Origin of the sequence: Polymorphobacter megasporae (assembly GCF_018982885.2) — a bacterium.
Classification (GTDB): Bacteria; Pseudomonadota; Alphaproteobacteria; order Sphingomonadales; family Sphingomonadaceae; genus Polymorphobacter_B; species Polymorphobacter_B megasporae.
Map to the genome: position 1 here is coordinate 17,215 of NZ_CP081848.1, position 24,998 is coordinate 42,212.

Annotated in this window: 21 protein-coding genes; 10 read left to right on the forward strand and 11 right to left on the reverse strand. The window is 68.6% G+C overall.

Annotated features, from left to right (window positions below):
- The first annotated feature begins 121 nt into the window (after positions 1-121).
- Positions 122-853, forward strand: coding sequence for a PEPxxWA-CTERM sorting domain-containing protein (locus KTC28_RS00105; protein WP_216709033.1), 732 nt, complete (start codon positions 122-124; stop codon positions 851-853).
- Between the two features lie 154 nt (positions 854-1,007).
- Positions 1,008-1,865, forward strand: a complete 858-nt coding sequence (locus KTC28_RS00110) for a hypothetical protein (protein ID WP_216709032.1) — start codon at positions 1,008-1,010, stop codon at positions 1,863-1,865.
- A 15-nt stretch (positions 1,866-1,880) separates the two neighbouring features.
- On the opposite strand, the gene KTC28_RS00115 is transcribed toward KTC28_RS00110, so the two are convergent.
- Entirely contained in the window at positions 1,881-2,654 is a 774-nt protein-coding gene (locus KTC28_RS00115; RefSeq protein WP_216709031.1) for an enoyl-CoA hydratase, read from the reverse strand.
- A gap of 216 nt (positions 2,655-2,870) precedes the next feature.
- Between KTC28_RS00115 and KTC28_RS22595 the strand changes: the two genes are divergently transcribed.
- Positions 2,871-3,605 carry a PEPxxWA-CTERM sorting domain-containing protein gene (locus KTC28_RS22595; protein ID WP_226896209.1) on the forward strand — a complete coding sequence of 245 codons (735 nt, stop codon included), beginning with the start codon at positions 2,871-2,873 and terminating at the stop codon, positions 3,603-3,605.
- Between the two features lie 7 nt (positions 3,606-3,612).
- On the opposite strand, the gene KTC28_RS00125 is transcribed toward KTC28_RS22595, so the two are convergent.
- From KTC28_RS00125 to KTC28_RS00150, 6 genes are all read right to left on the reverse strand, one after another.
- A complete protein-coding gene (locus KTC28_RS00125) occupies positions 3,613-4,668 on the reverse strand; it encodes a cellulase family glycosylhydrolase (protein ID WP_216709030.1) in 1,056 nt (351 codons plus the stop codon).
- Positions 4,665-6,026, reverse strand: coding sequence for a protein adenylyltransferase SelO family protein (locus KTC28_RS00130; RefSeq protein WP_216709029.1), 1,362 nt, complete (start codon positions 6,024-6,026; stop codon positions 4,665-4,667). Before KTC28_RS00130 ends, KTC28_RS00125 begins: the two co-directional genes overlap by 4 nt.
- A complete protein-coding gene (locus KTC28_RS00135; protein ID WP_216709028.1) occupies positions 6,023-6,652 on the reverse strand; it encodes a TetR/AcrR family transcriptional regulator in 630 nt (209 codons plus the stop codon). Before KTC28_RS00135 ends, KTC28_RS00130 begins: the two co-directional genes overlap by 4 nt.
- A 97-nt stretch (positions 6,653-6,749) precedes the next feature.
- The gene (locus KTC28_RS00140) at positions 6,750-6,959 is read right to left on the reverse strand and encodes a hypothetical protein (RefSeq protein WP_216709027.1); all 210 of its coding nucleotides are present in this window, start codon (positions 6,957-6,959) and stop codon (positions 6,750-6,752) included.
- Positions 6,960-7,008: 49 nt separating this feature from the next.
- On the reverse strand, positions 7,009-11,133 hold the full coding sequence (locus KTC28_RS00145) for a translocation/assembly module TamB domain-containing protein (protein WP_216709026.1): 4,125 nt from the start codon (positions 11,131-11,133) through the stop codon (positions 7,009-7,011).
- Complete coding sequence (locus KTC28_RS00150; protein ID WP_216709025.1) at positions 11,133-13,088, reverse strand: autotransporter assembly complex protein TamA; 1,956 nt, start codon at positions 13,086-13,088, stop codon at positions 11,133-11,135. Before KTC28_RS00150 ends, KTC28_RS00145 begins: the two co-directional genes overlap by 1 nt.
- On the opposite strand from KTC28_RS00150, the gene KTC28_RS00155 reads away from it, so the two are divergent.
- From KTC28_RS00155 to KTC28_RS00165, 3 genes are all read left to right on the forward strand, one after another.
- On the forward strand, positions 13,087-13,371 hold the full coding sequence (locus tag KTC28_RS00155; RefSeq protein WP_216709024.1) for a hypothetical protein: 285 nt from the start codon (positions 13,087-13,089) through the stop codon (positions 13,369-13,371). The genes KTC28_RS00150 and KTC28_RS00155 overlap by 2 nt on opposite strands.
- Before the next feature lie 41 nt (positions 13,372-13,412).
- Positions 13,413-14,333: an L-threonylcarbamoyladenylate synthase gene (locus tag KTC28_RS00160; RefSeq protein ID WP_216709342.1), complete on the forward strand. Its 921-nt coding sequence runs from the start codon at positions 13,413-13,415 to the stop codon at positions 14,331-14,333.
- Between the two features lie 229 nt (positions 14,334-14,562).
- Positions 14,563-14,997 carry a hypothetical protein gene (locus KTC28_RS00165; protein ID WP_223132263.1) on the forward strand — a complete coding sequence of 145 codons (435 nt, stop codon included), beginning with the start codon at positions 14,563-14,565 and terminating at the stop codon, positions 14,995-14,997.
- On the opposite strand, the gene KTC28_RS00170 is transcribed toward KTC28_RS00165, so the two are convergent.
- The 3 genes from KTC28_RS00170 to KTC28_RS00180 are packed head-to-tail and all read right to left on the reverse strand — an operon-like array spanning position 14,988 to position 17,955.
- Positions 14,988-16,157, reverse strand: coding sequence for an acyl-CoA dehydrogenase family protein (locus KTC28_RS00170; protein ID WP_216709022.1), 1,170 nt, complete (start codon positions 16,155-16,157; stop codon positions 14,988-14,990). The two genes, KTC28_RS00165 and KTC28_RS00170, sit on opposite strands and share 10 nt — an antisense overlap.
- Before the next feature lie 26 nt (positions 16,158-16,183).
- A complete protein-coding gene (msrA, locus tag KTC28_RS00175; RefSeq protein ID WP_216709021.1) occupies positions 16,184-16,717 on the reverse strand; it encodes a peptide-methionine (S)-S-oxide reductase MsrA in 534 nt (177 codons plus the stop codon).
- A 50-nt stretch (positions 16,718-16,767) separates the two neighbouring features.
- Positions 16,768-17,955 carry an N-acetylmuramoyl-L-alanine amidase gene (locus KTC28_RS00180; protein WP_216709020.1) on the reverse strand — a complete coding sequence of 396 codons (1,188 nt, stop codon included), beginning with the start codon at positions 17,953-17,955 and terminating at the stop codon, positions 16,768-16,770.
- Positions 17,956-18,421: 466 nt separating this feature from the next.
- Here KTC28_RS00180 and KTC28_RS00185 point away from each other — a divergent pair, with 466 nt between their 5' ends.
- From KTC28_RS00185 to KTC28_RS00200, 4 genes are all read left to right on the forward strand, one after another.
- On the forward strand, positions 18,422-21,157 hold the full coding sequence (locus tag KTC28_RS00185; RefSeq protein WP_216709019.1) for an Rne/Rng family ribonuclease: 2,736 nt from the start codon (positions 18,422-18,424) through the stop codon (positions 21,155-21,157).
- A 257-nt stretch (positions 21,158-21,414) separates the two neighbouring features.
- Complete coding sequence (locus KTC28_RS00190; protein WP_439650107.1) at positions 21,415-22,776, forward strand: M48 family metalloprotease; 1,362 nt, start codon at positions 21,415-21,417, stop codon at positions 22,774-22,776.
- Positions 22,773-23,504, forward strand: coding sequence for a DsbA family protein (locus KTC28_RS00195; RefSeq protein WP_216709017.1), 732 nt, complete (start codon positions 22,773-22,775; stop codon positions 23,502-23,504). Before KTC28_RS00190 ends, KTC28_RS00195 begins: the two co-directional genes overlap by 4 nt.
- A complete protein-coding gene (locus tag KTC28_RS00200) occupies positions 23,501-24,262 on the forward strand; it encodes a hypothetical protein (protein ID WP_216709016.1) in 762 nt (253 codons plus the stop codon). Before KTC28_RS00195 ends, KTC28_RS00200 begins: the two co-directional genes overlap by 4 nt.
- A gap of 42 nt (positions 24,263-24,304) precedes the next feature.
- Here the strand turns inward: KTC28_RS00200 and rpsD are convergent, their stop codons facing one another.
- Positions 24,305-24,916 carry a 30S ribosomal protein S4 gene (gene rpsD / locus KTC28_RS00205; RefSeq protein ID WP_216709015.1) on the reverse strand — a complete coding sequence of 204 codons (612 nt, stop codon included), beginning with the start codon at positions 24,914-24,916 and terminating at the stop codon, positions 24,305-24,307.
- Positions 24,917-24,998: the final 82 nt, after the last annotated feature.

The window sequence follows — 24,998 nt, forward strand, 5'->3', positions numbered from 1 at the left end:
ATTACTGTCGAACCTCGGCAAACAATTAACTCTTTGTTTTCCATTGCCCCATGTTGTGTCAACCATCTGGCACGGCTTTTGCTAATTGATTGTTAGCAATCGTCACAAAAGGGGAAGACCAATGTGCCTCAAATCTGTCGTCGCCGTCGCGGCTTTCGCGGCCGCTGCCGCTGCCTCCGCTACCCCCAACCTCGTCACCAACGGCGGGTTCGAGACCGGCTATATCCACTCGGTCCAGTTCAACCCGGCATTCCACCCGACCGAAGGCCCGACCGGTTGGGCGACGACCTCGGGCGACCAGGCGTATAACCTGTATGTCGATTCAGCGACGGTGACGACGCAGGAGACGATTACCCAGTCGAGCGAGGCCGGGCAGTATTTGCCGCCGACCTTCGTCGCGAGCCCCGATGGCGGCAAGTTCGTCATCCTCGACGGCGATCCGAGCTACTCGGGCCCGCTGAGCCAGACGCTCAACGGTCTCGTCGCCGGCAAGCGATACGCGGTCAACTTCTACTGGGGCGCCTCGGAACTGATGAGCCGCGCCGGGCCGACGACCGATTACCTTCAGGTCTCGCTCGGCAGCGCGTCGCAGAACACCGTGACGCTGAGCACGCCGACGCACGGCTTCGAGGGCTGGTTCTCGCAGAAGTTCGTCTACACCGCGACCGCGACGAGCGAGGCGCTGACCTTCCTGTCGCACGGCACCCCGGGCGGCCTGCCGCCGGTCGCCGTGCTCGACGGCGTGTCGGTCACCGCGGTCCCCGAGCCCGCGATGTGGGGCCTGATGGTCGCGGGCTTCGGCCTCGTCGGCGTCGTCGCCCGCCGCCGTCGCCCGGTCGTCGTCGCAGCGTGATCGTCTAAGCCGGGCGCGATCGAACGATCGGTCGCGCCCGCACACGACGATCGAGTGCTTTCGTCTCTTCCCGCAAACAGCAAGCGTTGTTAGACTTGCGCTGTTCGTGACGGGCAAGCAACCGGCCCGTCCGCGACTCGCTTGCGGGGCCGGCATGAGATCAAGGACAAGACGAGGCGTATTCGCCGCCGCGGCTCTCGGAGCGACTGCCGTTCTCGCACAAGCCGTGCCGCCCAACCGCTGGGGCTATGACTTCGCATCGAGCTACGACGCCGAGGTCGCTGCACCCGCGGTTCATCGCGTCCACTATGCGGACGATCACATCATGCTGATGGAGGTCGGCAATCCGCCCGGCTACGCGATGCAGATGCATGGGCACCCGTACCCGTCGATCTTCGCGCGGTCGTCGGGCCGGACCAACCTCGGCGGCGGCGGCCCGGGCGACCAATATCTCGAACCCGCCGGCGGCCGCAACGGCGAACACTGGCACAGCGCGCCGCCACCGAAGGGGACGCCGTCACTCGAATGCACCGCCGCCGATCCGCAGGCCCCGCACCGCCCGGTCAACCACGGCGGCGCGCCACAGCATTTCTACCGCATCGAATATAAGCGGATCGACGACGACGGACCGATCGCTCCGAATGGCCGATCCGCCCCCGTCGACCGCAAAATATACGAAGACGACGTGATCCGTCTGTTCGAGGTCTCGGTGCCAGCGGGAGGCTCTGGCAGCGCGACCCCGACACTCTATCCCGCGGTCCTCGCGATCGATTCGGCACGCGCATTCGACGCCCTCGACGCGGTGGCAGGCGCGGGCGCAGGGCGCTCGTTGCCGCCAACCGGCCTGTCGATGCCGCGCTGCATGACGGTCGACGCCGGGACGCCGCTCGCGGTCCGCAACACCGGCGATCGCCCGATCCATTACTACCGGATCGAGTTCAAGCGGATCGAAGGCGACGCGCTCAAGGACCATTGGCGCGAATGGTATCCGGCAATGGCCGCGATGCAGTGACTGCGGCGACCCGCCTCACGCCGCGCGGCTGAAGTCCGGGGCGCGCTTTTCGTAGAAAGCCGCAATCGCCTCGCGGCATTCGGCAGACTTGAGTTGCGCCGCGAAATGCACCCCCTCGGCGTCCATCCGCGCGAGGACCGGGGCAAGGTCGCCCTTGAGCAACGCCTTCGCCAGCCGCACCGCCGTCGGTGCCTTTGCCGCAAGCGTCGTCGCCATCGCGCGGGCGACGGTCTCGACGTCGCCATCGGGGACGACGCGGTTGACCAGCCCTGCTGCGAGCGCGGTCGCCGCGTCGAGCGCGTCGCCGAGCAGGACCATCGCACTCGCCCGGGCATGCCCTATGACGCGCGGCAGGAGTAGCGAGCTTGCCGCCTCCGGCACCAGCCCGAGGTTGACGAACGGCACCTGCAGCCGCGCGTTCTCGCTTGCGACGACGAGGTCGCAGTGGAGCAGCATCGTCGTGCCGACCCCGACGGCATTGCCGCGCACCGCGGCGATCAGCGGCTTCGGCGCGGTGGCGATCGCGCGGAGGAAGCCGGTCACCGCCTGTTCGCCCAAAGAACTGTCCGGCCGGGGTGCCATGAAGTCGGCGAGGTCGTTGCCCGCAGTGAAGCTGTCGCCAGCGGCGGTGAACAGGATGACGCGGACGCTGTCCTCGACCGCGCAGCCGAGCAGGGCATCGCGCATAGCCGCGTACATCGCTGCAGTGATCGCGTTCTTCTTTTCGGGCCGCGCGAAGCGGATTTCGGCGATCCCGCCATCGATCGTCACGGCGATATGATCGGTCATGGCGGCGCTCCCCGGATCGCCAGTCATGCGCCGACGATGCCGTGACGGTGTCGTCGATCCCGCCGCTTTGTTCAATCCATCATGCCGCCAGAGGTTACCCGAGCATAGTTACGGATCGGCAACGTGAATTAACGATCAATTTTCTTTTCTTGAGATTTCGTTATCACTAAGTCATCAAGCGACGGTACTGCGGTGCCGAACGGGAGTTGGTTGCATATGCGTAATGTTCTTAAAGTGTTGGTTGCGACAGGCGTCGCCTTGGCGGCAACGCAGGTGTCCGCTGCAACGAATCTCGTGCAGAATGGCGATTTCGAGTCAGGCTACACTCACAACACCGAGTTCAACACTTGGTACAATCCTGAAAGTGGCCCGACCGGCTGGGTTTCGCAGACGTACGAGGCGTTCAATCTTTACTTCTCGCCGGCCACGGCAACGACCGTCAGCGCCGAGACGCAGTACGGATCAGACCGTCAGATGCTCGCGCCGTCCTTCGTTGCCAGCCCGACCGGCGGCAATTTCGTCGCCCTCGACGGCGACCCGACCAATCACGGTTATCTCACCCAGCAGATTTCCGGACTGACGCCCGGCAAGGAATATGTCGTCTCGTTCGACTGGGGCGCGTCGCAGCTGCAGAACCGCCAGGGGCCGACGACCGAGCAGCTTGCTGTCGGCTTCGGGAACGCGACGCAGACGACCGCGATCGTCGCGAACTCGTCGCAGGGCTTCTCCGGCTGGATGCACGAGAGCTTTACGTTCCACGCGAAGTCGACCAGCCAGGTCCTGTCGTTCCTGTCGAATGGCACGCCGGTCGGCTTGCCGCCGATCGCGGTTCTCGACGGCGTATCGGTTGCCGCGGTGCCCGAGCCGGCGATGTGGGGGCTGATGCTCGTCGGGTTCGGCCTTGTCGGCACGGCGGTTCGCCGCCGCCGCCCGAGCGCCGTCCTCGCCTAAAACGCCGCTAGACGGACGACTGCGCTTCGGCGCGAAGGAAAATCGGCTCGGCGGGATCGAACGGGGTCCCGTCGGCGTTGAAGATGTCGTGGAACCAGGCCCCTGCCGGACGATCGACGTAGGGGCTGTCCCACGAGTCCCATGGCAGGTTGGTTTGAGTGTCGCCGCGCACCAACCCCCAGTTGAACGCCCCGACCCCGGCCGCCTTCGCGACCGGCAGGATCGCCTGGAACGTGCTGCCGCGCGGCCGCGCGAGATATTCGGTGCACAGGATCGGGCGCTCGAACGCTTCGAGATACGCAACGCGCCGCGCGAACTCCTCGGCCTTGTCGTAGTTGTGGAACGAGACGATGTCGGACGACGTGACCTGGAGCTGCTGGATTGGCGTCATCCGGTCGAGCTTCGACCAGTCGCCCGACCAGATCGCGCTCGTAAGCGGCTGTGAAGGCCCCGCCGCGCGCGCCCAGTCGAACGCGTCGGCGAGCAGCGGCTTGACCAGCGCCGCCTTCGCCGCGAGCGTCGCCGCGTCGCGCTGCGCCACCTCCGGCCCATTGTCGGGCTCGTTCCAGATATCCCAGGCAAGGACGCGCCGATCGTTGGCGAAGCGCCCGACCACCCCGCGGACATAGGCTTCGAGCCGAGGCCGCGACGAAGGATCTTCGAGCGCTGCCATGCCGGGCGATTGGACCCACGCCGAATTATGCACCCCCGGCCGCGGCAGCGGTTGCGGCCCGCTGACCGGCGCGGGGTTCCAGCACGAATCGAAGAACACCGGCATCGTAGCGATCCCGCGCTTGTCGGCGAGTCCGAGCACGGTCTCGATTCGGTCGAGCAGGCCGTCGGGGTCGTCGCGCCACAGCAGGTCGTGGAGGAAAATGCGCACCGCGTTCATCCCGACCCCGGCGGCAAAGCCGAGCTCACGGTCGATCGTGACCGGATCGAACGTCGCCGCCTGCCACATCTCGAGCTGGTTGACCGCGGTCGAGGGAATGAAGTTGCACCCGAGCGGCCACGCCCGCACGGCGTACCAGGTCTTCGCTGCCTCGACCGTCCAGCCGCTCATCCCGCCATCGCCACGCCCATGCGGCGGATCGCGGCGACCTTCGCGATGAACGCGCTCCAGTCGTCGGCGGCGGCGATGCGCTCCCAGATCGCTTCGATCTCGCCGATCGGCAAGCCGCATGCCGCAGCGTCGGACCAATACGGGTGGTCGCGCGGCGCAGCGGGCGCGTAGTCGCCGACCCCTTTGACGAAAGCATCGAATTCAGGACCGTCGTATCCGGGTGCGCGTCGCTTGCCGCCGCGCCAGTCGAACCAGAATTTGTCGAGGCCGGCGCGGGTCGCTTCGAGCGTCGTCACCAGTGTCTCGGCGAGCGCGCGGTCGCTCGCCGGGTCGCGCGGCACGACGCCAAGCCGCTTGAGCAATGCCGCCGTCAGCGCGGTGGTGTAGCGCTCGCCATAGGTTTCGAGCGCCGGCTTGAGCGATTCGAGCGGCGCCATCACCCGCAACGCGCCCGCGAGCTGGAAGACATTCCACTGCAGCGCCTCGGGCTGGCGGCCGAAGCTGTAGAGGCCGCGATGGTCGAAATACGCCGCGGTGAAATCAGGGTCCCACGTCTGCGCGAAGCGGTACGGGCCGTAGTCGAAGCTCTCGCCGGTGATGTTGATGTTGTCGGTGTTGAGGACGCCGTGGACGAACCCTGCCGCCATCATCGCCGCCGCCTGCCGCGCGGCATTGGTCACCGCATGACCGATCAGCGCAGCGTACGGGTCGGGCGCGTCGACGGTGCCGAAGTAGTTCGCCAGTACATAGGTAGTCAGCCGCGCCAGCCCGGCGCTGTCGCTGAGCGCCGCGAGCCGCTGGAAGCTGCCGTAGCGGACATGGCTGTGGCTGAGCCGGACGAGCACCGCGCTCCGCGTCGGCGATGGTTCGTCGCCGCGGTCGAGTTCCTCGCCGGTCTCGACCACCGACAGCGTCCGCGACGTATCGACCCCAAGCGCCTCGAGCATCTCGGTCGCGAGCACCTCGCGCATCGCGCCTTTCAGTGTCAGCCGGCCGTCACCCGCGCGGCTCCACGGCGTCGTTCCCGACCCCTTGGTGCCAAGGTCCATCAGCCGCCCGCGATCGTCGGCAAGCTGCGCGAACAGGAAGCCGCGCCCGTCGCCGAGGTCGGGATTATACACGCGGAACTGGTGCCCGTGATACCGCAGCGCGAGCGGCGTCTCGAGGCTTCCTTCGAGCGGTGCGAAGCGGCCGAAGTGCGCGACCCACTCCGCGTCGCTTAAGCCATCAAGGCCGATGCTTTCAGCAGCACGGTCGTTCCTGAAACGGAGGATCGTCTGCGGAAAATCGGTGGCGGCGACCGGATCGTAGAAGCTGGAGCCGAGGTCGAGGATCGTCCGTCGCGGGGCGAAATTCACGCGCTCTTGTAGCCGCAAGCGGCGCGAATGAAGCGCACCGTCTCATCCATCACCGCACGCCGCCGGTCGGGGTCTTCGGTGCTCAGCACCGCCTCGATCGTCTCGCCGACGACGGCATAGGTCAGCGACGCCGCGACCGGGATATTGACTCCGGTGATGCCCTGCTTCGCCATCCGGGCGGTCATCTGTTCGGCGACCCATGCGACGGTCACTTCACGCGAGGCGTGATAGAACGGCTCGGCCTCGGCAGCCATCATCGTCTTGGGCTTGCCCTCGCAGCAGGATTCGCCGGTCAGCGCTTCCCATTCCTTGTGCTCGACGCAGAACTCGATGCACCGCGAGACCATCATCCCTGGGTCGAGATCCTCGAGCGCATCGTCGCCCTGCATCACCGCGATCATCCGCTCGCCGTACATCTTGCCGATGTCGACCAGCAGGTTCTTCTTCGACCCGAAATGGTAGAAGATCGATCCTTCCGAGACATCCGCCGCGCGGGCGATGTCGGCGGTCCCGGTGCATGCATAGCCCTTGGTCGAAAACAACAGGTTAGCCGCCTCGAGAACACGCTGGCGCGTTTCCGCCGGGTCGTAACGGCGGGCACGGGTGTCGAGGGCTCGGGTGGCCACGGTCATCCTCATCAGCAAGCCAGAGCAAAAACTATGGCGTCAATCTGAGCCATAGTCAAAAGCATATGACCGGTGGCTGAACGCGGCGGATACCGAGTTATACCGCCTTGGTCACGGCGTATTTCTTCATCGCTTTCTTGACGACGTAGCCACCAAGCGCCGCGACGATCATTCCCTGCGGACCCATGCGCCGCAACACCGTCGGTAGCAGGACACCAATCGCCGCGCCCGCCGGTCCCGACGCGGCGCCCCCGATCGTCCGCGCAATGCTGCGCCCCGCGATCATCGACACTAACCGACCGAGCATGACTGATCTCCACTAACCGATGCGGAAATGCCTATCGCGGGGTGTTGGTTCAATAGTCGCGCTTGAGCCGCAGGTTGACGCTCGTCCCGCCGAGCGTCGCGACGTCCGACAGGATCGACAGCGACCGCGTCAGCGCGACCTCGATCGCGCTCGCCGAATAGCCCTGCGCGTCGGTCGACAGCTCGACGTACAGCCGCCGCCCGATATACTCGCCCGCCGCGATCGACGTCTTGCGCCCGGTAGCAATGTCAGCCGGGAGCACCCGCAGCCGGTCGATCCGCAGCGTTTTGCGCACCGCATTGAACGGGTCGAGCTTGCCGCCCTTGCCGCCGCGCAACGACGCGAGCGCCCCCGCAAGCTGGACCGCCTCGGGGGCCGAAAGCGTTGTGATCGACGTCCCGAACAGCACCCGCGACAGTACCTCGTCCTCGGGGAGCGCCGGGGTCGAGCTGAACTTGATGTCGGGGTGAAGCGCGGTGCCGGTCAGGCTGAGCTGCGCGGTAAACCCCGAACTCGTGTTCTCGGCGGCGAGGTCGATCACCGGGTCGGGCGGATTCTTGCCGTCGAAGCGGACATCGCCGCGGGTCAGGTTGAAGCGCTTGCCGGCGAAGTCGTAGTCGCCGCGCACCATCTTCACGACGCCGGAGAATTCGGGCGCGGTCGCGCGGCCCTTGAGCTTGAGGTCGCCGCGCCATGTCGAGGTCAGGCCGAGCCCGGCGACGTCGACATTGTCGCGCGCCGACGCGGCGATATCGAGCGACCATAAGGTCGGCTTGACGACCCGCGGCGGCGCGCGGCCAAGGAGTTCGACGTTGCGTTCGGTAACCGCGACGACGGGGATGTCGCTCGTCGTGCCGCCGCGCCCGAAGCGGTAGCGCGCGCGGACGATATCGAGCGATCCCGAAATCTTGCCGCCGCTCTCGTCGCTGTGGAGCCGCAGCGTTCCGCTCGCGGTCGCGCGCAAGTCGTCGCGGTTGAGGATCTGGGCGTTGTCGAGCTTCGTCGTGACGTCGACCGGGAAGCCGCGTTCGGCCGACAGGTCGACCCCGCCGCTCCCCGAAATCCTGCCATCCTTGCCGACCGTTCCCGAGAACGCGGCGAGGTCGAGCCGGGAGCCGGTGAAGCGCCCGTAGAGCTTGACGTTGTCGATCACCGTGCCGAGCGCGACGTTCTCGACCCGCCCGCCCGTCACCGCGATCGACCCCGTCAGCCGGGGATCGCCGAGCCGCCCGCCCGCGTCGACCGCCGCGGTGATCGGCCCGCGAACGTCGAGCGCCTCGACTCCGCTGAGCAGCCATACCGCCTCGGCCGGACCCGCGAAGCGCGCCTGCGCGAAGAGCGGCGCGGCGAAGAGCCGGTCTCGCAGGTTTGGCTCGCTGCCGAGCGTCAGTTCGGCCTGCGCGCGCCCCAGCGTCGCGCCGCCGCGGACGACAACTGCACGCGCGCTCGCCGAGGACGCAGAAAGCGCGGCGTTGACCGCGAGGTCGATAGGTTGCGACGACGACGCGAGGCCCGAGCGGCTGAGCCCGGCGATGCGCAGCGCGAGCGATCCGGTCGGCGCGGCGGTGGCGGGCACAGCGAAGGCGATCGTCCCCGACGCGTGCCCGGCGAAGTTGTAGCCGGGGTCGAACAGCGTCAGCAGCGACAGGCCGAGATTGTCGAGGCGGACCGAACCGCTGAGTCCGCTGCCGAAGCTCCCGGCAAGTTCGACGCGGCCATCGGGAGTCTGGACGACGACTGGAGCGAGCCGCCACGCCGCTCCGCCGCGGTCGACCTGCGCGCGGTGGTCGAGCGTCAGCTTGCGCCCGTCGACCGTTGCCGCCGCACCGATATCGAGGTGGTCGGCCGATCCTCGTGCGTCGATGGTGGCGTTGAACGGGACCCCGGCGACCCCGGCGAGCGCGAGCGTCGCAGTGCCGCGCCCGGTGGCGTCGGCGATCGTCCCGGACAGCGTCGCCAGCGTCGTCCCGGCAGTGCGGACATCACCGAGCGCGAACTTGGCGTCGATCGACGGCTCGCCCGGCCCGGCGACGATCCGCGCGGTGACGTTGCCACGCCCGATCGCGACGCCGCCGAGCCGGGCATTGGCGGCGGCGAGGACGACGTCGCCGCGTTGCGCCGATCCGGCAGGCGCGAGGACGAGGCTCCCGTTCAACCCCGCGCCGCCGACCGCGAGCCGCCCGGTGACGAGCGCATCGGCATCGGGCACCAGCGTTCCGCGCAGGGTCACACCGGCAGCGGCGGCATCGACGTCGATCGCGGCTCCGCTGGTCCGGATCAATGCGTTCGCCGTCGCCGGACCGATCGCCGAGCCGCCGCGCGCCGCAACTCGCCAGCCATCGGGGGCCTCTACCGCGTGCGCTGTGACGGCGGTCAGGCCGAAGCCCGGTGCAGGGAGGGCGACGTCGACCACCGGCGAATCGAGCTGCCCGGCAAGGTCGATCGTCGCCGCGCCATAGGTCTTCGACGCGCCGCGAGTGACGAGATGGACGCTGCCGTCGGGCGCGCGCGTGCCGCTCCCCGATTGCTCGAATCCCGGCGCGATTAGGCGGAGGTCGGTGAAACGCATCGACAGGTCGGGGGCGACGTCGATCGTCGTCGTCACCACCGGCAGCCCGGCGAAGATGCTGCGGAAGAAGCCGCCGTCGATCTGCGTCGCGGCGGCACGAACGGTGCCGGCGACGCGCGTCCCCCCGGTTGCGTCAGGGGCGATGCGCACCTTCGCGGCGACGTCGGCGATTCCGATCTCACCGATCCTGAAGTGCGGCAGCCGTCCATCGAAGCCGACCGCATAATCGCCATCGCCGAGGCCGAGCCGCAGCGTCATCGTCCCCGCGATCCGCGCGCTCTGCACCGCGAGTGCGGGCGACGTGACCTGCCCGTTCTCGACCGCCAAGGCCCCTGTTATCCGTAGGTTAGCCAGCAGCGGTGCAATGTCCGGCCCCACGTTCTCGACCCGCGCGGCGGTCGCGACGATCGGGATACTGTGCCCGTTTGTACGCCCGGTCGCGCGGAAACCGACGAAGCCGGTCGGCCCCCACGCGAACGCCGGACTGGTCAGCACATAGTCGATCGCCGGGCTCGCGAACGTCCCGCCGACGGTCGCGTTCAAGGCAATATCACGCCCGCTAAGGCGCGGCAGGAACGCGGCCGGCTTGAGCAGGCGCGCCTCGACCCGGAGGCGGTCGAAGGTCTCGTTGCCGAAGTCGGCGCTGCCGCTCGCGGTCGCCGCGATGACCGGCGAGGCGGCGGCAAGGGTCCCGCTGAGCACCCGCTCGACCACGCGCACATCGGCCCGCACACGCACGATCGGCGACGTCACACGGGCTAACCCACCGCCGAACATCGACGACGGCGCCGTCGTCCCGGTCACGACGAAACGTCCCGCGTTCGCCGCCAGCGCGAGGTCGGCGAGCTGCACCCGCCCAAGCCGCGCGGTCGCACTGCCGTGCCAGTCTTGCCACGTCCCCTTGCCACCGACCGTCAGCTCAAACGGCGCAGCGAACCCCGCCAGCCGCGCGATCGTACCGTGCGCCGGGGCGGCGATCGTCGCGGCGAGGTCGAGCGCATCGCGGTCGGGGACGGCGTCGAGGTGGACACGGATTACGTCGCCGCCGATTGCGCTCGTCGCGGCGGCATCGACCCGCGCTCGGCCCTTGCGGATGTCGGCCGAGCCGCCGAGCGCGATCGTCTCGGCGATGCCGGTGACCGGGGCGGCGAGGACCAGCCGGTCGATCCGCAGCCGGTCGACGACGATATCGATGCCGGGCAGCACGCGCTTGTCGGCGCTCGGGCGGAGCCTTGGCCGGCGCAGCACGATCGCGTCGCTCGCCACCGCCGACCGCACGCTGAGCCGGTTGTCGATCAGCGCGAGCGGCCGCCAGTCGAGGTCGAGCAACGGCACCCGCGCGAACACGCCGTCAGGGTCGCCGAGCGTCAGGTCGTGGAGCCGCGCATGACCGAAGATGTCGCCCTCGATCCGCCCGACGCCGACGCGCAACCCCGACTTCGGCGCGTACAGCCCGAGCAGCCGCACCACGGCGCCGCGCCCCGACTCGCTCGCAAGATACAGCCGCCCGCCCCAGACCAGCCCCGCCAGCGCGAGCGCGACGACCATGATCCAGGTGACGAGGCGGACGTGGCGCTTGACCCAGCCGGTCGGCTTGCGCGCCATCAGAACGCCTGCCCGATCGACACGTAGAACTGGACGCGGGCGTCGCCCTTCTGCGGGTTGATCGGCGTCGCGACGTCGATCCGGACCGGGCCGAAGCTCGTATAATATCGTGCGCCGATGCCCGCGCCGTAGCGGACGTCGCGGAAGCGCGGGATCGTCGCGGTGTCGATCTCGCCTGCGTCGAAGAACGGCACGACGCCGAAGTCGCCGAGCCGGAAGCGCGCCTCGACGCTCGCCTCGGCAATCGAGTCACCGCCGCGCGGGCTACCGTCGGCGTCCTTCGGCCCGACCGCCTGATAGCCGTAGCCACGGACCGACCCGCCGCCGCCGGCGTAGAAGCGCCGCGACGGCGCGATGTCGCCCTTCGACGCCCCGGCGATCGTCCCGAGATGCCCGCGCGCGGCGAAGGTGATGCGGTCGGTGAGCGGGACGTACTTGGTCGCCTCAACCTGAAGCTTGACGTAGGGGAACGTGCCGCTGGCGAACGACAGTTCAGGCGAGGCGCGCCCGGTCAGGCGGAAGCCGCGCGTCGGATCGAGCAGGTTGTTCGACCCGTCGTACGTCAGGCTCGCCGGGGTCGCGGCGATATAATAGGTCTTGAGCGGGTTGCCCGGCGCGCTCTTGTCGCGTTCGATCGAGATCAGCGCCTGCGTGCCGAGCGAATAATACCACTGCTTCTGCCAGATCAGGTTGGTCTCGCGCTCGATCGTCGCGCCGACCTGGATCGTCCGCGCATTGAACGCGTCCTGCGTCGCCGAATCGCCGAAGATGTCGAAGACCAATGTCGTGTCGCGCGACCGCCAGTTCTGGCGGCGCAGTTCGGCCCCGAGCAGCTGCTCGTGCTCGGCGGCGATCGCGCGGAAGGTCACCGCGCCGTTCGGCGGCAGCAGGTTGCGATGCTCCCAGCTCGCCTCGAGCCGCGCGCCTTGCGAGGTCGAATAGCCCCCCGTCGCGGCGACGGTGCGGAGCGGCGCGGTGTCGGTATGGACGACGACGTCGATCGTCTCGCCGCCGCCGGGCGCCGGCCCCGCGGCTATGGGCGCGAGCGTCACCCCGCCGACAAGCCCGGTCGCGATCAAGGCGCGGCGAAGATCGTCAAGATCGGTGGCGGTGTACGGGTCGCCGGGGTGCCAGCGCGCAAGACGCTCGATGCCGGCCTGGCCGACGACCGACTTGCCGTCGACCCGAATGCGCCCGAAGCGCCCCGCGGCTCCCGGGTCGACGTGCTGCGTCAGCGTCGCGGTGCGGGTGGCGTGGTCGACCTCGATCTCGGGCGGATCGATCGTCGCGAACGGGTGGCCGCGGACGCTGAGATACGCCTTGAGCCCGTCCTGCCCCGCCGCGATCGCCGCGGCGCCGAGCGGGTCGCCCGCCTTGACCCCGATCCCGCCCTCGACCAACCCGGCGGGGGTATTCGGCGGCAACGTCAGCCTGACCTCGGCGACGTGGTACAGCGGCCCCGGATCGACCGCGAGCGTCACCGCGACGGGCGTCCCGGGCGCATTCCCCTGCACGATCGTCGTCACCGTCCGGCCGCCGTAATAGCCGAGGCTACGGAGGAGCAGGTCGATCAGGTCGCGGTCGTCGGCAGCGCGGCGGTTGATCTGCGCGAGGTTGGCGACCGCGCCGCGCCCCTTGAACAGCGCCGACTCGGTCCGGAAGCGCGGTGCGAGGCGATCGTCGAGCCCGGTCAGCGCCACGGTGTAGCGGACGTCGCCGCTGGTCACGGCCTCGGGGGCGGCGGCTCCGGGTGCGGCGGCGGCGTCGGGCCACGGCACGGTGATCCCCGGGCGCGGCGCGAGCGTGTCGGGTGGACCGATCTGGGGCGCGGTCCCCTGCGTTACCGTGCCCTGCGCAGCGGTCCCCTGAGCGACGACGACGCTCGCCCAGCCCAGTCCCGCCCAGCACCCTCCCACTGCAAGCGCAGCGCGGACGCCGGCGGAACAAACGATCATGCCGCAAGGTCTAACCCGCCGCGCCGGGGAGCGCAAAGCAGCGGTGGCGCGGGTGGCCGCCCTGACGGCACGAATGGCCGCATGGCTTGCGCTGGCGCGCGATCCCCGCGATGAGACCACCATGCAAAAAGGCGGCGGCATCATCCTTGCGATCTCCCTGCTCGTCGGAGCAGGCGTCGGGGTCAAGCTCGGCGAGGGATCGCTCGGCATCGTCATCGGGCTCGGCGTCGGCCTGCTCGCGGTGGTGGTCCTCGGCTGGTTGGACAGCCGCCGGAAGCGCTGAGCTTGCGCGCTTCCGTTCACCTGTCAGGGTTCGGCGCGATCATGACCGAAACCGTCGCCGCCGACGCCGCCGGGATCGCGCGCGCAGTCGCGTTCCTCGCTCAAGGACATGTCGTCGCGCTGCCGACCGAGACGGTCTACGGCCTCGCGGGGGATGCGACCGACCCCGCCGCAGTCGCGGCAATCTACGCCGCGAAGGGCCGCCCGGGGTTCAACCCGCTGATCGTCCATGTCGCCGACCTCGCCGCCGCCGAGCAATTGGTCGAGGTCGATGATATCGCACGGGCGCTAGCAGACCGCTTCTGGCCAGGACCGCTGACGCTCGTCCTCCCGGCGCGCCCCGGCAACGGCATCGCGCCCGACGTCACCGCCGATTTGGCGACGCTTGCGGTCCGCGTTCCGGCGCACCCGGTGATGCGCGCCGTCCTGACTGCGTTCGGCCGTCCGCTCGCAGCGCCGTCGGCAAACGCGAGCGGGACGATCAGTCCGACGACCGCCGCGCACGTCGCCGCGAGCCTTGGCGGGCGCATCCCGCTGATCGTTGATGGCGGGGCGACACCGGGGGGCCTCGAAAGCGCGATCGTCCGCGTCGACAGCGACCGCGTCTCGCTCCTCCGCCCGGGCGGAATCGACGCCGCGCTGCTCGGCATCACCGCCGCGGCCGGACCGGGCATCGTCGCGCCGGGCCAGCTCGCGAGCCATTATGCGCCGACCCAGCCACTTCGCCTCGACGCGACCTGCGCCGAAGCGGGCGAGTTCCTGATCGGCTTCGGACCCGTCGCGGGCGACCTTAACCTGTCGGAATTGGGCGATCTAGACGAAGCTGCGGCGGCGCTGTTCGCCGCTCTCCACGCCGCGCAGGCGAGCGGGGCGAAACGCATCGCCGTTGCCCCGATCCCCGAAACCGGCGTCGGTGCCGCAATCAACGACCGGCTCCGGCGAGCAGCAGCCCCGCGCCCCTAAGATCCTCCCCGCCTTCGGGGAGGGGGACCGCGCCCTCTTTGGCGTGGTGGAGGGGCAGTGGTGCGAACTCACAATTCGAGCCCGCTCGACCGCCCCTCCGTCGCGCAAGGGCGCGCCACCTCCCCGAAGGCGGGGAGGATCGATACCATCGATACCCGTGCCGGAAAGGATCAAGATCGCATGTGAAAGATCAAAATCATTCTTGCAATTCATTCTCAATAGCGGTCAGATGCGCTCGAGTGATGGAGCGCCGCTGATGCTGATCGACCACGATGCCTTTCGCCGCGAGCCGAGCGTATGGACCGATCTTCCCGGTGACGAGGGGCTGATCCTGTGGTCGTTGCGGCGGATGGTCGTCGCGTGGCCGCGCTGCCATACCGTTCAGGTCGCGCTTCACGTCCGCTACGGCGACGAGGGATTGGCGATCGAGCATCTGCTGCGCTGCTGGCTGCTCGGGCTGTCGAATCACGCGCGCCGCCGCCTCGTCATCGGCGATCCGAATTGCGCGATGCTGCTCGCCGACGAGGGGGTGCTGCTGTTCGTCCTGCGCTCGGCGACCCCCGAGGGTGCAGCGGGTCAGGCGCTGATCGACCTCACCGGCAATCCTTGCGCCGCCTGCCTGCTGCCGCTGGCGCAGTCGCTCGCCTTCACCGCTCAGTTGTAGCCGAGCTGGCGTCCGGCGAGGTCGAGCATGATCTCCTCGCTGCCGCCGCCGATCGCGTTGACGCGGACCTCGCGGTAGATGCGCTCGACCTTGCTGCCCTTGAGGTAGCTTGCGCCGCCCAAGACCTGCGCCGCCTCGCGCGCGACGCTTTCGAGCATCCGCGTCGCCTGGACCTTGAGCATTGCGAAGTCGGCGGGGAGGCCCTTGCCGTGCTTGACCTGCCACGCGCACAGATCGACCCACGCCTGCGTCGCATTGATCTGTCGCGCCATGTCGGCGAGCTTGATCCGGATCGACTGGTGCTGCGCGAGCCGCTTGCCGAAGGTCTCGCGCGTCGTCGCCCACTCGACCGCTTCCTTGAGACACACCCGGGCGAAGGCGCAGCACGAATGCGCCATGCCGAGCCGCTCGCCGTTGAAGTTGCGCATGATCCCGCCGAAACCGGCGTTTTCGGGCCCGATCATGTTTTCGGGCGGCACCTCGACATTGTCGAAATACAGCGCGGCGGTGTCGGAGCAGTGCCAACCCATTTTCTCGAGCGGGGTGCGGGTAAAGCCCGGCATGCCGGCTTCGATCAGCATCAGCGAGATGCCGCCCATCCCGGGACCGCCGGTGCGGACCGCGACGGTGACATAGTCGGCGCGCATCCCCGAAGTGATGAACATCTTGCCGCCGTTGACGACGTATTTGTTGCCGACTTTCTCCGCGCGTGTCGTCAGCGCGGCGACGTCGGACCCGCCGCCCGCCTCGGTGATGCCGAGCGCGATGATCTTGTCGCCGCTGAGCACCGCCGGCGCGATGCGCCGCTTCATCTCGTCCGAGCCGAGCGCGAGGATCGGCGGGAGGCCGATGCCGTGCGTCATCAGCGACGCGGTCAGCCCGCCCGCGCCGACGCTCGCGAGCTCCTCCGACTGGGTCAGCGAATGGAAGATATCGAAGCCGTCGCTGTGCCCGCCAAACTCTTCCGGATAACCGAGGCCGAGAATGCCCGCCGCCGCCGCTTTTCTGTGGAGGTCGCGCGGCAGCGAGCGGGCGTCTTCCCACGCGTCGATGTTTGGGGCGACCTCGGCGGCGACGAAGCGACGGACCGAGTCGGCGACGGCGGTGTGCGTCTCGTCGTAGAACGGCGAACGCGCCCGCCAGTCGTCGAACATCGTCATGGCATTCTCCCCTTATTTTGGGGAGGTTACGCCGCCTTCAGCCGCGCCGCATAGCCCTTGCGGAACTTCGCCATCTTCGGCCCGACGACCGCGGCACAATAGCCCGCGTTCGGGTTGTTCGCGTAATATTGCTGATGGTACTGCTCGGCCTTGTACCACGGCGCGAGCGGCTCGATCGTGGTGACGATCGGCTGGTCCCAGTCGGCCTGGTTCCGTTCGATCGCTTCCTCGGCCTCGGCGCGCTGCTCGGGAGAATGCGGGAAGATCGCGGAGCGATACTGCGTCCCGGCGTCGGCCCCCTGCCGGTTTAGCGTCGTCGGGTCGTGCGTATGAAAGAAGATGTCGAGCAGGTCGGCATAGCTGATCTGCGCCTCGTCGAAGGTGATCCGCACCGCCTCGGCGTGCCCGGTCCGGCCGGTGCAGACCGCCGCGTACGACGGGTCGGTGACGTGGCCGCCAATATACCCCGACTCGACCGCCTGGACGCCGGTCAGCGAGTCGAACACCGCCTCGGTGCACCAGAAACAGCCCCCGGCGATCGTCGCAAATTCGGTCATCATCGTCTCCTCGATCTACCCCGCGAATGTGGGCATGAAACGTGACGGTGCAACTAGCGCGACTTTGCGAAATGCGCCTCGATCGCGCGGGCGATGCCTTCGCCGATCCGCTTCTGCCCCGCCGCCGATTCGAGCAGCCGGGCATCGCCATCGTTCGACAGGTAGCCGGTCTCGAGCAGCACCGACGGCACGTCGGCGGCCTTCAACACGCGGAACCCGGCGAAGTGGTGGAATTCGCCGCGAAAGCCGATCCGGTCGCCGAGGCTCGTCCCCAAGGTTTCGGCGAACCCGACCGAGACGTTCATCGTCGACCGCTGGACGAGGTCGATCATGATGTCGCCGACCTCGGGAGCGTCGGCGCGGAGGTCGACGCCGGCGATGACGTCGGCCTGGTTCTCGCGCGCCGCCAGCCGCGCCGCGACGACGTCCGACGCGGTCTCGGACAAAGTATAGACGCTGGCGCCGTGGGCGTCGGGGTTGGGCGCGCTGTCGGCGTGGACCGAGACGAACAGGTCGGCCTTCGCGGCCCGCGCGATCGCGACGCGCTCGCCGAGCGGGACGAACGTGTCGTCGTCGCGGGTCATCTTCACCCGGACCTGCCCGTCGCGGCGCAGCACGTCGGCAGCGGCGAGCGCGATCGCGAGGACGACGTTCTTTTCGTACCCGCCGAGACTGCTGATCGTCCCCGAATCCTTGCCGCCATGGCCCGGATCGATGACGACGAGCGCGCGCTTGCCGGGGCGTTTCGGCGGCGGCGGCGACGCGGCGGCATCGCCCCCCATGACGTCGTCGCCGAGGTTGAAATCGACCGCGAGCATCGTCGTCGAGACCGGGTGCCTGCCGCGCGCAATCTCCCGGGCGAACCCGGCGGCGTCGACCGGCGACAGGCGGAGGACGAGCGCATGCCCGTCGATCGCCGCCGCGCCGAGCCCCATCGGTCGCGGCAGGTCGATCACCAGCCGCGCGGTGTCGGCATCGAATGGCCCAATCCGCGCCCGCGTCGATGTCGCCGACCCCGGCACCCCCGACGTTGCGATCCGTCGTGCGGCGTCGGCCCCGCCGATATCGACGACGAGCCGCGGCGGCGTGTCGAGCGCGAACAGCTTGACCGTTTCAACCGGCCCGTCGATCTCGACCGTCACCGTCGCCGGATCGCCCGTCACGCTCAGCCCGGTGACGCGCGCGGCGAAGGCTGGCGCCGCCAGCAAGGCAATCGACAGGACGGGGACGAGTGCTCGCATCGGCCGCAGGGATACCGGTGCCCCGTCGCCCCGGCAATCGCTCGCATTTTCCTTAACCTTACTCGCCCGCCAACTGGCGAAGCCGGGTTCGAGCGGCGGGGCGGAGAAGCCGGCGGCAGTAAAGCCCGCAGTTGTAGCGCCGCCGTTCCGGTGCTACTCCTACCCAGACGGTTTGCGAGGCAGGGGTTTGTCCCGGTTCGCGCCGCCACGAATATGCCGCATCGATGCCCGGGCGACGTTCCGGGCGCGTATGCCGGTCAAAGTTAGGGTCGCATGACGTCGAAGCAGCAGCGTATAGCCGGAGCCGCCCTTTGGGTCGGTCCGGTGCTGCGCCCGACGCCCCCAATTACTATCCATCCCATCCCGGGCCGGTCGCCGCTGCGTCGCGCGACCGCCCTTTTTTCGCGTGCCGCCGGCCTGTCCGCATCATCTGCCGAAGGTCGCCCGCGCGCGCAGGAGCATCTGAATGTCCCAGCGCATGCTGATCGACGCCCGCCACCCGGAGGAGACCCGGGTCGCCGTCGTCAACGGGAATCGCATCGAGGAATTTGATTTCGAGGCCGCCGAGCGCAAGCAGCTCAAGGGCAACATCTATCTCGCCAAGGTCACCCGGGTCGAACCGTCGCTCCAGGCGGCGTTCATCGATTACGGCGGCAACCGCCACGGTTTCCTCGCCTTCAGCGAAATCCATCCCGATTATTACCAGATCCCCAAGGAGGACCGCGACGCGCTCCTCCGCGAGGAAGCCGAGCTGACGCTCGACGAACATCACGACGAACCCCATGAAGGCGAGGACGGCGAGGAAGTCGCTGTCACCGGCGGGGCCGACGACGCCGGGTCCGACGTGCTGCGCCGCCAGCGCCAGGCGCTGCGCCGCCGCTACAAGATCCAGGAAGTGATCCGCCGCCGCCAGGTCCTGCTCGTCCAGGTCGTCAAGGAGGAGCGCGGCAACAAGGGCGCGGCGATGACGACGTATCTGTCGCTCGCCGGGCGCTTCTGCGTCCTGATGCCCAACACCGCGCACGGCGGCGGGATCAGCCGCAAGATTTCGAACCTCGGCGACCGCAAGCGGCTGAAGTCGATCATGGCCGACCTCCAGCTTCCCGCGGGAATGGGCGCGATCGTCCGGACCGCCGGGCTCAAGCGGACCAAGGTCGAGATCAAGCGTGACTTCGATTACCTGACCCGGCTGTGGGACGAAATCCGCGAGACGACGCTGAGCAGCGTCGCGCCGTGCCTCGTCCATCAGGACAGCGACCTGATCAAGCGCGCGATCCGCGACATCTACAGCCGCGAGATCGAGCAGGTTCTCGTCGACGGGCCCGATGGCTACGCCGCCGCATCCACATTCATGCAGCTGTTGATGCCAAACCACGTCGCCAAGGTCGTCGAATATGCCGACCCGGTGCCGCTGTTCCAGCGCTTCGGCGTCGAGGCGAGCCTTGCCGGCATGTACCAGCCGGTCGTCCAGTTGAAATCGGGCGGCTATATCGTCATCAACCCGACCGAGGCGCTCGTCTCGATCGACGTCAACTCGGGCCGCTCGACGCGTGAGCACGGCATCGAGGAGACTGCGTACAAGACCAACCTTGAAGCCGCCGACGAGATCGGCCGCCAGCTTCGCCTGCGCGACATGGCCGGGCTCGTCGTCATCGACTTCATCGACATGGAGGTCGGCGGCAATAATCGCCGGGTCGAGCGCGCGATGAAGGAGGCGATGAAGAACGATCGCGCCCGCATCCAGATCGGCCGGATCAGCTCGTTCGGGCTGATGGAAATGAGCCGCCAGCGCCTCCGCACCGGCGTCCTCGAAGCCTCAACGCACGTCTGCCCGATGTGCGACGGATCGGGCTATGTCCGCTCGGTCGCGTCCGCCGCGCTCGCCGCGCTGCGCGCCTTGGAAGCCGAAGCGATCAAGGGTCGCGCCACCGAGTTCTCGCTGCGTGCGGGCCTCGAAGTCGCGATGTACATCCTCAACCGCAAGCGCGCCGACGTCGTCGAGCTCGAAGAGCGCTACGGCATTGCCGTCGAGACGATCCCCGACGAGACGCTGATGGGGCCGAACTTCGTCCTCGATGCGGGCGGTCCCGCCCCGGCGCACCCGGTCGTCATGTCGCTGCTGCCGCCGCCGGTGAAGATCGACGACGACGATGAGATTCCCGACACCGCCGAGGACCATGGCTTCGACGACGACGAGGACGAGGAAGCCGAGCGTCCCGCGCGCCGCGAAGGACGTGGACGCGGCCGCGGCCGCTCGGCTCCCGCCGATGACGCCGGTGAAGGCGACAACGCCGAAACCGCGAGCGACGCCGAGGGCGACGACGGCGAGGACGGGGCCGAGCGCCCCACCCGCGCCGAAGGTGCTGCCGATGGTGGCCGCGACAGCGAGCGCGGTGGCCGCGGCCGTCGTCGCCGCCGCCGTGGTGGCGGTCGCGACCGCAAGCCCGAAGGCGATGCCGTCGAGGGCGTCGAGTCGGTCGCCGACATCGCGTCGAACGCCGACGTCTCGGTCACCGGCGAGGATGCTGCCGAGGTGGTGGCAGGCGACGGCGTCGCGCCGCTCGTTACCGCCGAGAGCGCGGGCGAAGGCGAGGCCCGTCGCCGCCGTCGCGGCCGTCGTGGCGGTCGCCGCCGCGAGGGCGGCCCGGCTGCGAGCGAGGTCGGCGTCGACAACGACACCGTGACCGAGAGCGCCGAGAGCCTCGACGATACCGGGCTCACCGGCGGGCCGATCAAGGCCGCGGTCGAAGCGCAGGTCGAGGTCGCTGCTGCGACCGCCGAAGCGATCGACCCGGCCGACGCTCCGGTTGAGGCCGTCCCGGCGAAGAAGCCGCGCCGGTCGCGCGCCAAGAAGCCGGTCGAGGCCGCCGAAGCTGCGGTCGAGGAGGCGCCGGCTCCCGAGCCGGTCGCCGAGCCCGCTGCCGAACTGGCTCTCGAACCCGCTGCCGAAGCTGCGGCCGCCGCCCCCAAGCCGCGCCGTTCGCGGCGCAAGGCGGTCGCCGCGGCTCCCGAAGCTGCGGAAGCCTCGCCCGAGCCCGCTGTCGTCGCCGAGCCCGACGCGTTCGTCGACAGTGCGAAGATCGTCGAGCCCGAGCCGGTCACGCCCCAGGCGAGCGACGCTGCCCCCGAGGCGTCACCCGCAGGCGACGAACCCGCCGCCCCGCGCAAGGGCGGCTGGTGGCAGCGGACCTTCGGCAACTGACCTGCCCGATCCCGGGGCGGCGGCTATGCCTGTCGCCCCGGGATTTCGCACGGATGACGCGTTCAGTTTCGAGCGTACCCTAACGTAACATTGAAATCCCGGCGAAGGCCGGGACCCATGGTCAAGACCGGCAGTGATCATGAATCCCGGCCTTCGCCGGGATGACAATGAGAGTTGTTATAGGCCGCCGGCGGGGACGATCACGCGCCCCCCTCGCCTTAACCCCGGGTTCAGCGTATCCCCGCAAAATGCCCGGCATGCCCGCCCGTCTGATCGCCCGTGCCGCGCTGACTCTCGGCGCGGTGGCGATGCTGCTTGGCACCACCGCCCCCGCCGCCGCGCAGTCGGTCCTTCGCGATGCCGAGACCGAGTCGTTGTTCCGTGACGTCGCACGCCCGCTGATCATCGCCGCGGGCCTGACCCCGGCATCGGTCCAGATCGTCCTTGTCGGCGATCCCGAGATCAACGCCTTCGTCTCGGGCGGGCAGAACATTTTCGTCTTCTCGGGGCTGATCGAGAACGCCGACAACGTCAACCAGCTCCAGGGCGTCCTCGCGCACGAACTCGGCCACATCGCCGGGGGGCATAATGTCCGCTCGAACGAGGGCATCGGCCCGGCGACGCACATCTCGATCCTTTCGCTCGTCGCCGCGGTCGCGCTCGTTGCGGTCGGCGCGGGCGATGCCGGGATCGCCGCGCTCGGGCTCGGCACCGCGACCGCGCAGAGCCAGTATCTCGCGTTCAGCCGCGACCAGGAAAGCCGCGCCGACCAGGCCGGCGCGGTCTTCCTTGGCAAGGCGGGAGAATCGGGGCGCGGCAGCCTCGAATTCTTCAACAAGCTGCTCGGCCAGGAGTATCGCCTCGGGCTCAAGCAGGACAATGCGTATAACCGTACTCACCCGCTCGACGGTCAGCGGATCGCGTACCTCGAAGCGGTCTACAAAGCGTCCCCGGCCTGGACTACACCGCCCGACCCCAAGCTCGATGCGCGGTTCCAGCGGGTCAAGGCGAAACTCGCCGGCTTCATCGAGGAGCCGCAGCGCACCTTCCAGATGTACCCCGAGGGCCTCAAGACCGAACCCGCGCGCTACGCCCACGCGTATGCCTATCACAAGTCGGCATACCCCGACGCCGCCGTTGCCGAGGTCGATGCGCTGCTCGCGTTGCATCCGGCCGATCCATATTATCTCGAGCTCAAGGGGCAAATCCTGCTCGAGTCGGGCAAGATCGCGGAGTCGCTGCCGATCCTTCGCGCCGCCGTCGCCGCCGCCCCGACCGAGCCGCTGATCGCGACGCTGCTCGGCCACGCGCTCGTCAGCACCGAGAACGCCGCCGACTTCGCCGAGGCCAAGCCGCTGCTGCGCAAGGCAGTCGTCCGCGACCGCGAGAACCCTGATGCATGGTACCAGCTCGGCGTGATCTACGACCGCGAGGGCGACACCGCGCGCGCCGCGCTCGCTACTGCCGAGCGGTTCGACCTTCAGGGCGAGCCCAGGCAGGCGGCGGCGAACGCCAAGATCGCGCTCCGAGGCCTGTCGCCCGGCACGACCGACTGGCTTCGCGCCGACGATATCGCGCAAGTCGCGCAGAACGATTTAGTCAAGAAGAAGCACAGATGATCAACGGCTTACGGATTTCGACGGCGCTCGCCTTGGTGCTCGTCGCGAGCTGCGGCGCGGGCGACCCGGCGGAGCGGATTGACACCAAGGACCGCGCCGCGATCGAGGCGATCGTCCGCGACTACATCCTCAAGCATCCCGAGATCATCCCTGAGGCGATCAACGGGATGCAGGCCCGTGATGTGTCGAAGCTGCTTAGCAGCAACCGCAGCGAGATCGAGACCGCCTTTCCCGGCGCGGTCGCGGGCAACCCCAAGGGCGACGTCACCCTCGTCGAGTTCTTCGACTATGCCTGCCCGTATTGCCGCGCGGGCCACGCCGACGTCCGCAAGCTGATCGCCGACGACCCCAAGCTCCGCGTCGTCTACCGCGACTTCCCGGTCTTGTCCGAAGCCTCGGGCGAGGCGGCGATGGCGGCGTTGTCGGCGGCGAGCCAGGGCAAGTATCTTGCCTTCCACGACCGCATGTTCGAGACCCCGGGCAAGGTCGATCGCGAGCGGACGATCGCGGTCGTTCGGGCATCCGGGCTCAACGAGGTGCGGACCGCGAAGGACCTGACCAGCCCGGCGCTCAAGGCGGAAATCGCCAAGAACCTCGACCTCGGCCGCGCGCTCGGGCTGACCGGCACCCCCACTTATATCGTCGGCGATCGCATCCTCAGCGGCGCGGTCGGTTATGCCAAACTTGCCGAGGCGATCGCGGCGGCGCGAGCGGCCAAGGCTGCATGACGCTCCCCGCCGAGGCTACGCGCCTCGACGTCGCCCTCGCGTTCCAGCGGATCGGCACGGTGTTCTGGCATGACTTCGCCGCGATCATCGTCCTTGGCTTCGTCATGGTCACGCTGCCGGGGGTCGTCCTCGCGCTGGCGGGCACGCATGCCGGGTCGACGATCGTCGCGACCTTCGGCGGCATGCTTCGCGTACTCTATGTCGTCATCGTCACCCACGGCGTGCTGGCGCGAGTCGACGGTCGGCCGCAGGGTCCGCGCGCGTTTGTGCGCGCCGGGATCGCCGCATCGCCGCGGGCATTGAATGTCGCTCTGCTGATCGGCGTCATGACGGTATTGGCGATGGTCGGTTTGCTGCTCTCCGGGCTGGCGGGGCCGTCGACGCTGGCGATTCGCGCCACGATCGTCGCGGCGGGGTTTGCGGGGGCGGTGCTGCTGGTCGCGGCTGTGCCAGTGGCGCTGGTCGAGCGGCGTGCTCCCTTCGGCGCGCTGGGCCGGGCGTCGGCATTGACGCGTGGAAATCGCGGACGGGTCGCTGTGGTGCTCGCGGGGTTTGCTTTGACTGTGGTGCCGGCTCGGCTGGTCTTGGCGGCGACGGTCTATGGAACGGGAGCGAGTGCGCAGCACGTCGCGGCGGTCGATGCGGCGATGACGGTCTTGAGCCCCGGACTGTGGCTGATTGCGCTGTTCGACCTGCTCGCATGGGGGGTCGGGGCGGTAATTCCGGGAGTGATTTATGCGGGGCTTACCCGCGACTAAAGCCGCCGCCACCCCAACGCGGGATAGCGGCGGCGATAGGAATTAACGCGAATAGAATTCCACGACCAGGTTCGGCTCCATGCGCACAGCGTACGGCACTTCGTCGAGCGTCGGGACGCGGACGTAGGTCGCCTTGGCGCCGTCCACCTGGACGTACTCGGGCGTCTCGCGCTCGGCGAGGCCCATCGCTTCGAGGACCAGCGCCATTTCCTTGGCCTTGGTGCCGAGTTCGATCACGTCGCCCGGCTTAACCTTTGCCGAGGCGATGTTGCAGCGGCGGCCGTTGACGAGGATGTGACCGTGGTTGACGATCTGGCGCGCGGCGAAGATCGTCGGGGCGAACTTGGCGCGGAAGATGACCATGTCGAGACGCTGCTCAAGCAGGCCGATCAGGTTCTGCGAGGTGTCGCCCTTCATGCGGACGGCTTCGGCATAGGTCGCGCGGAACTGCCGCTCGGTGACGTCGCCGTAATAGCCCTTGAGCTTCTGCTTGGCGCGGAGCTGGATGCCGAAGTCGGAAACCTTGCCCTTGCGGCGCTGGCCGTGCTGGCCGGGACCGTATTCGCGCTTGTTGACCGGCGACTTCGGGCGGCCCCAGATATTCTCGCCCATGCGGCGATCGAGCTTGTATTTCGCGTTAGCGCGCTTCGACATAGTATCCCGTTCAATTTGCTGTTGGCACCGCTGTCTTCAGAGGCGACCCGGATTCGCACCATCCAACCAAGTCTGCTGGATG

Excerpts from the sequence above, each read along its gene's own strand:
- KTC28_RS00105 (WP_216709033.1), top strand. The coding sequence starts at position 122 with ATGTGCCTCAAATCTGTCGTCGCCGTCGCGGCTTTCGCGGCCGCTGCC.
- KTC28_RS00125 (WP_216709030.1), bottom strand. The coding sequence starts at position 4,668 with ATGAGCGGCTGGACGGTCGAGGCAGCGAAGACCTGGTACGCCGTGCGG.
- KTC28_RS00110 (WP_216709032.1), top strand. The coding sequence starts at position 1,008 with ATGAGATCAAGGACAAGACGAGGCGTATTCGCCGCCGCGGCTCTCGGA.
- KTC28_RS00160 (WP_216709342.1), top strand. The coding sequence starts at position 13,413 with ATGACCGAAACCGTCGCCGCCGACGCCGCCGGGATCGCGCGCGCAGTC.
- KTC28_RS00180 (WP_216709020.1), bottom strand. The coding sequence starts at position 17,955 with ATGCGAGCACTCGTCCCCGTCCTGTCGATTGCCTTGCTGGCGGCGCCA.
- KTC28_RS00170 (WP_216709022.1), bottom strand. The coding sequence starts at position 16,157 with ATGACGATGTTCGACGACTGGCGGGCGCGTTCGCCGTTCTACGACGAG.
- KTC28_RS00145 (WP_216709026.1), bottom strand. The coding sequence starts at position 11,133 with ATGGCGCGCAAGCCGACCGGCTGGGTCAAGCGCCACGTCCGCCTCGTC.
- KTC28_RS00195 (WP_216709017.1), top strand. The coding sequence starts at position 22,773 with ATGATCAACGGCTTACGGATTTCGACGGCGCTCGCCTTGGTGCTCGTC.
- msrA (WP_216709021.1), bottom strand. The coding sequence starts at position 16,717 with ATGATGACCGAATTTGCGACGATCGCCGGGGGCTGTTTCTGGTGCACC.
- KTC28_RS00200 (WP_216709016.1), top strand. The coding sequence starts at position 23,501 with ATGACGCTCCCCGCCGAGGCTACGCGCCTCGACGTCGCCCTCGCGTTC.
- KTC28_RS00165 (WP_223132263.1), top strand. The coding sequence starts at position 14,563 with ATGCGCTCGAGTGATGGAGCGCCGCTGATGCTGATCGACCACGATGCC.
- rpsD (WP_216709015.1), bottom strand. The coding sequence starts at position 24,916 with ATGTCGAAGCGCGCTAACGCGAAATACAAGCTCGATCGCCGCATGGGC.
- KTC28_RS22595 (WP_226896209.1), top strand. The coding sequence starts at position 2,871 with ATGCGTAATGTTCTTAAAGTGTTGGTTGCGACAGGCGTCGCCTTGGCG.
- KTC28_RS00150 (WP_216709025.1), bottom strand. The coding sequence starts at position 13,088 with ATGATCGTTTGTTCCGCCGGCGTCCGCGCTGCGCTTGCAGTGGGAGGG.
- KTC28_RS00185 (WP_216709019.1), top strand. The coding sequence starts at position 18,422 with ATGTCCCAGCGCATGCTGATCGACGCCCGCCACCCGGAGGAGACCCGG.
- KTC28_RS00115 (WP_216709031.1), bottom strand. The coding sequence starts at position 2,654 with ATGACCGATCATATCGCCGTGACGATCGATGGCGGGATCGCCGAAATC.
- KTC28_RS00155 (WP_216709024.1), top strand. The coding sequence starts at position 13,087 with ATGCCGCAAGGTCTAACCCGCCGCGCCGGGGAGCGCAAAGCAGCGGTG.
- KTC28_RS00190 (WP_439650107.1), top strand. The coding sequence starts at position 21,415 with ATGCCCGCCCGTCTGATCGCCCGTGCCGCGCTGACTCTCGGCGCGGTG.
- KTC28_RS00140 (WP_216709027.1), bottom strand. The coding sequence starts at position 6,959 with ATGCTCGGTCGGTTAGTGTCGATGATCGCGGGGCGCAGCATTGCGCGG.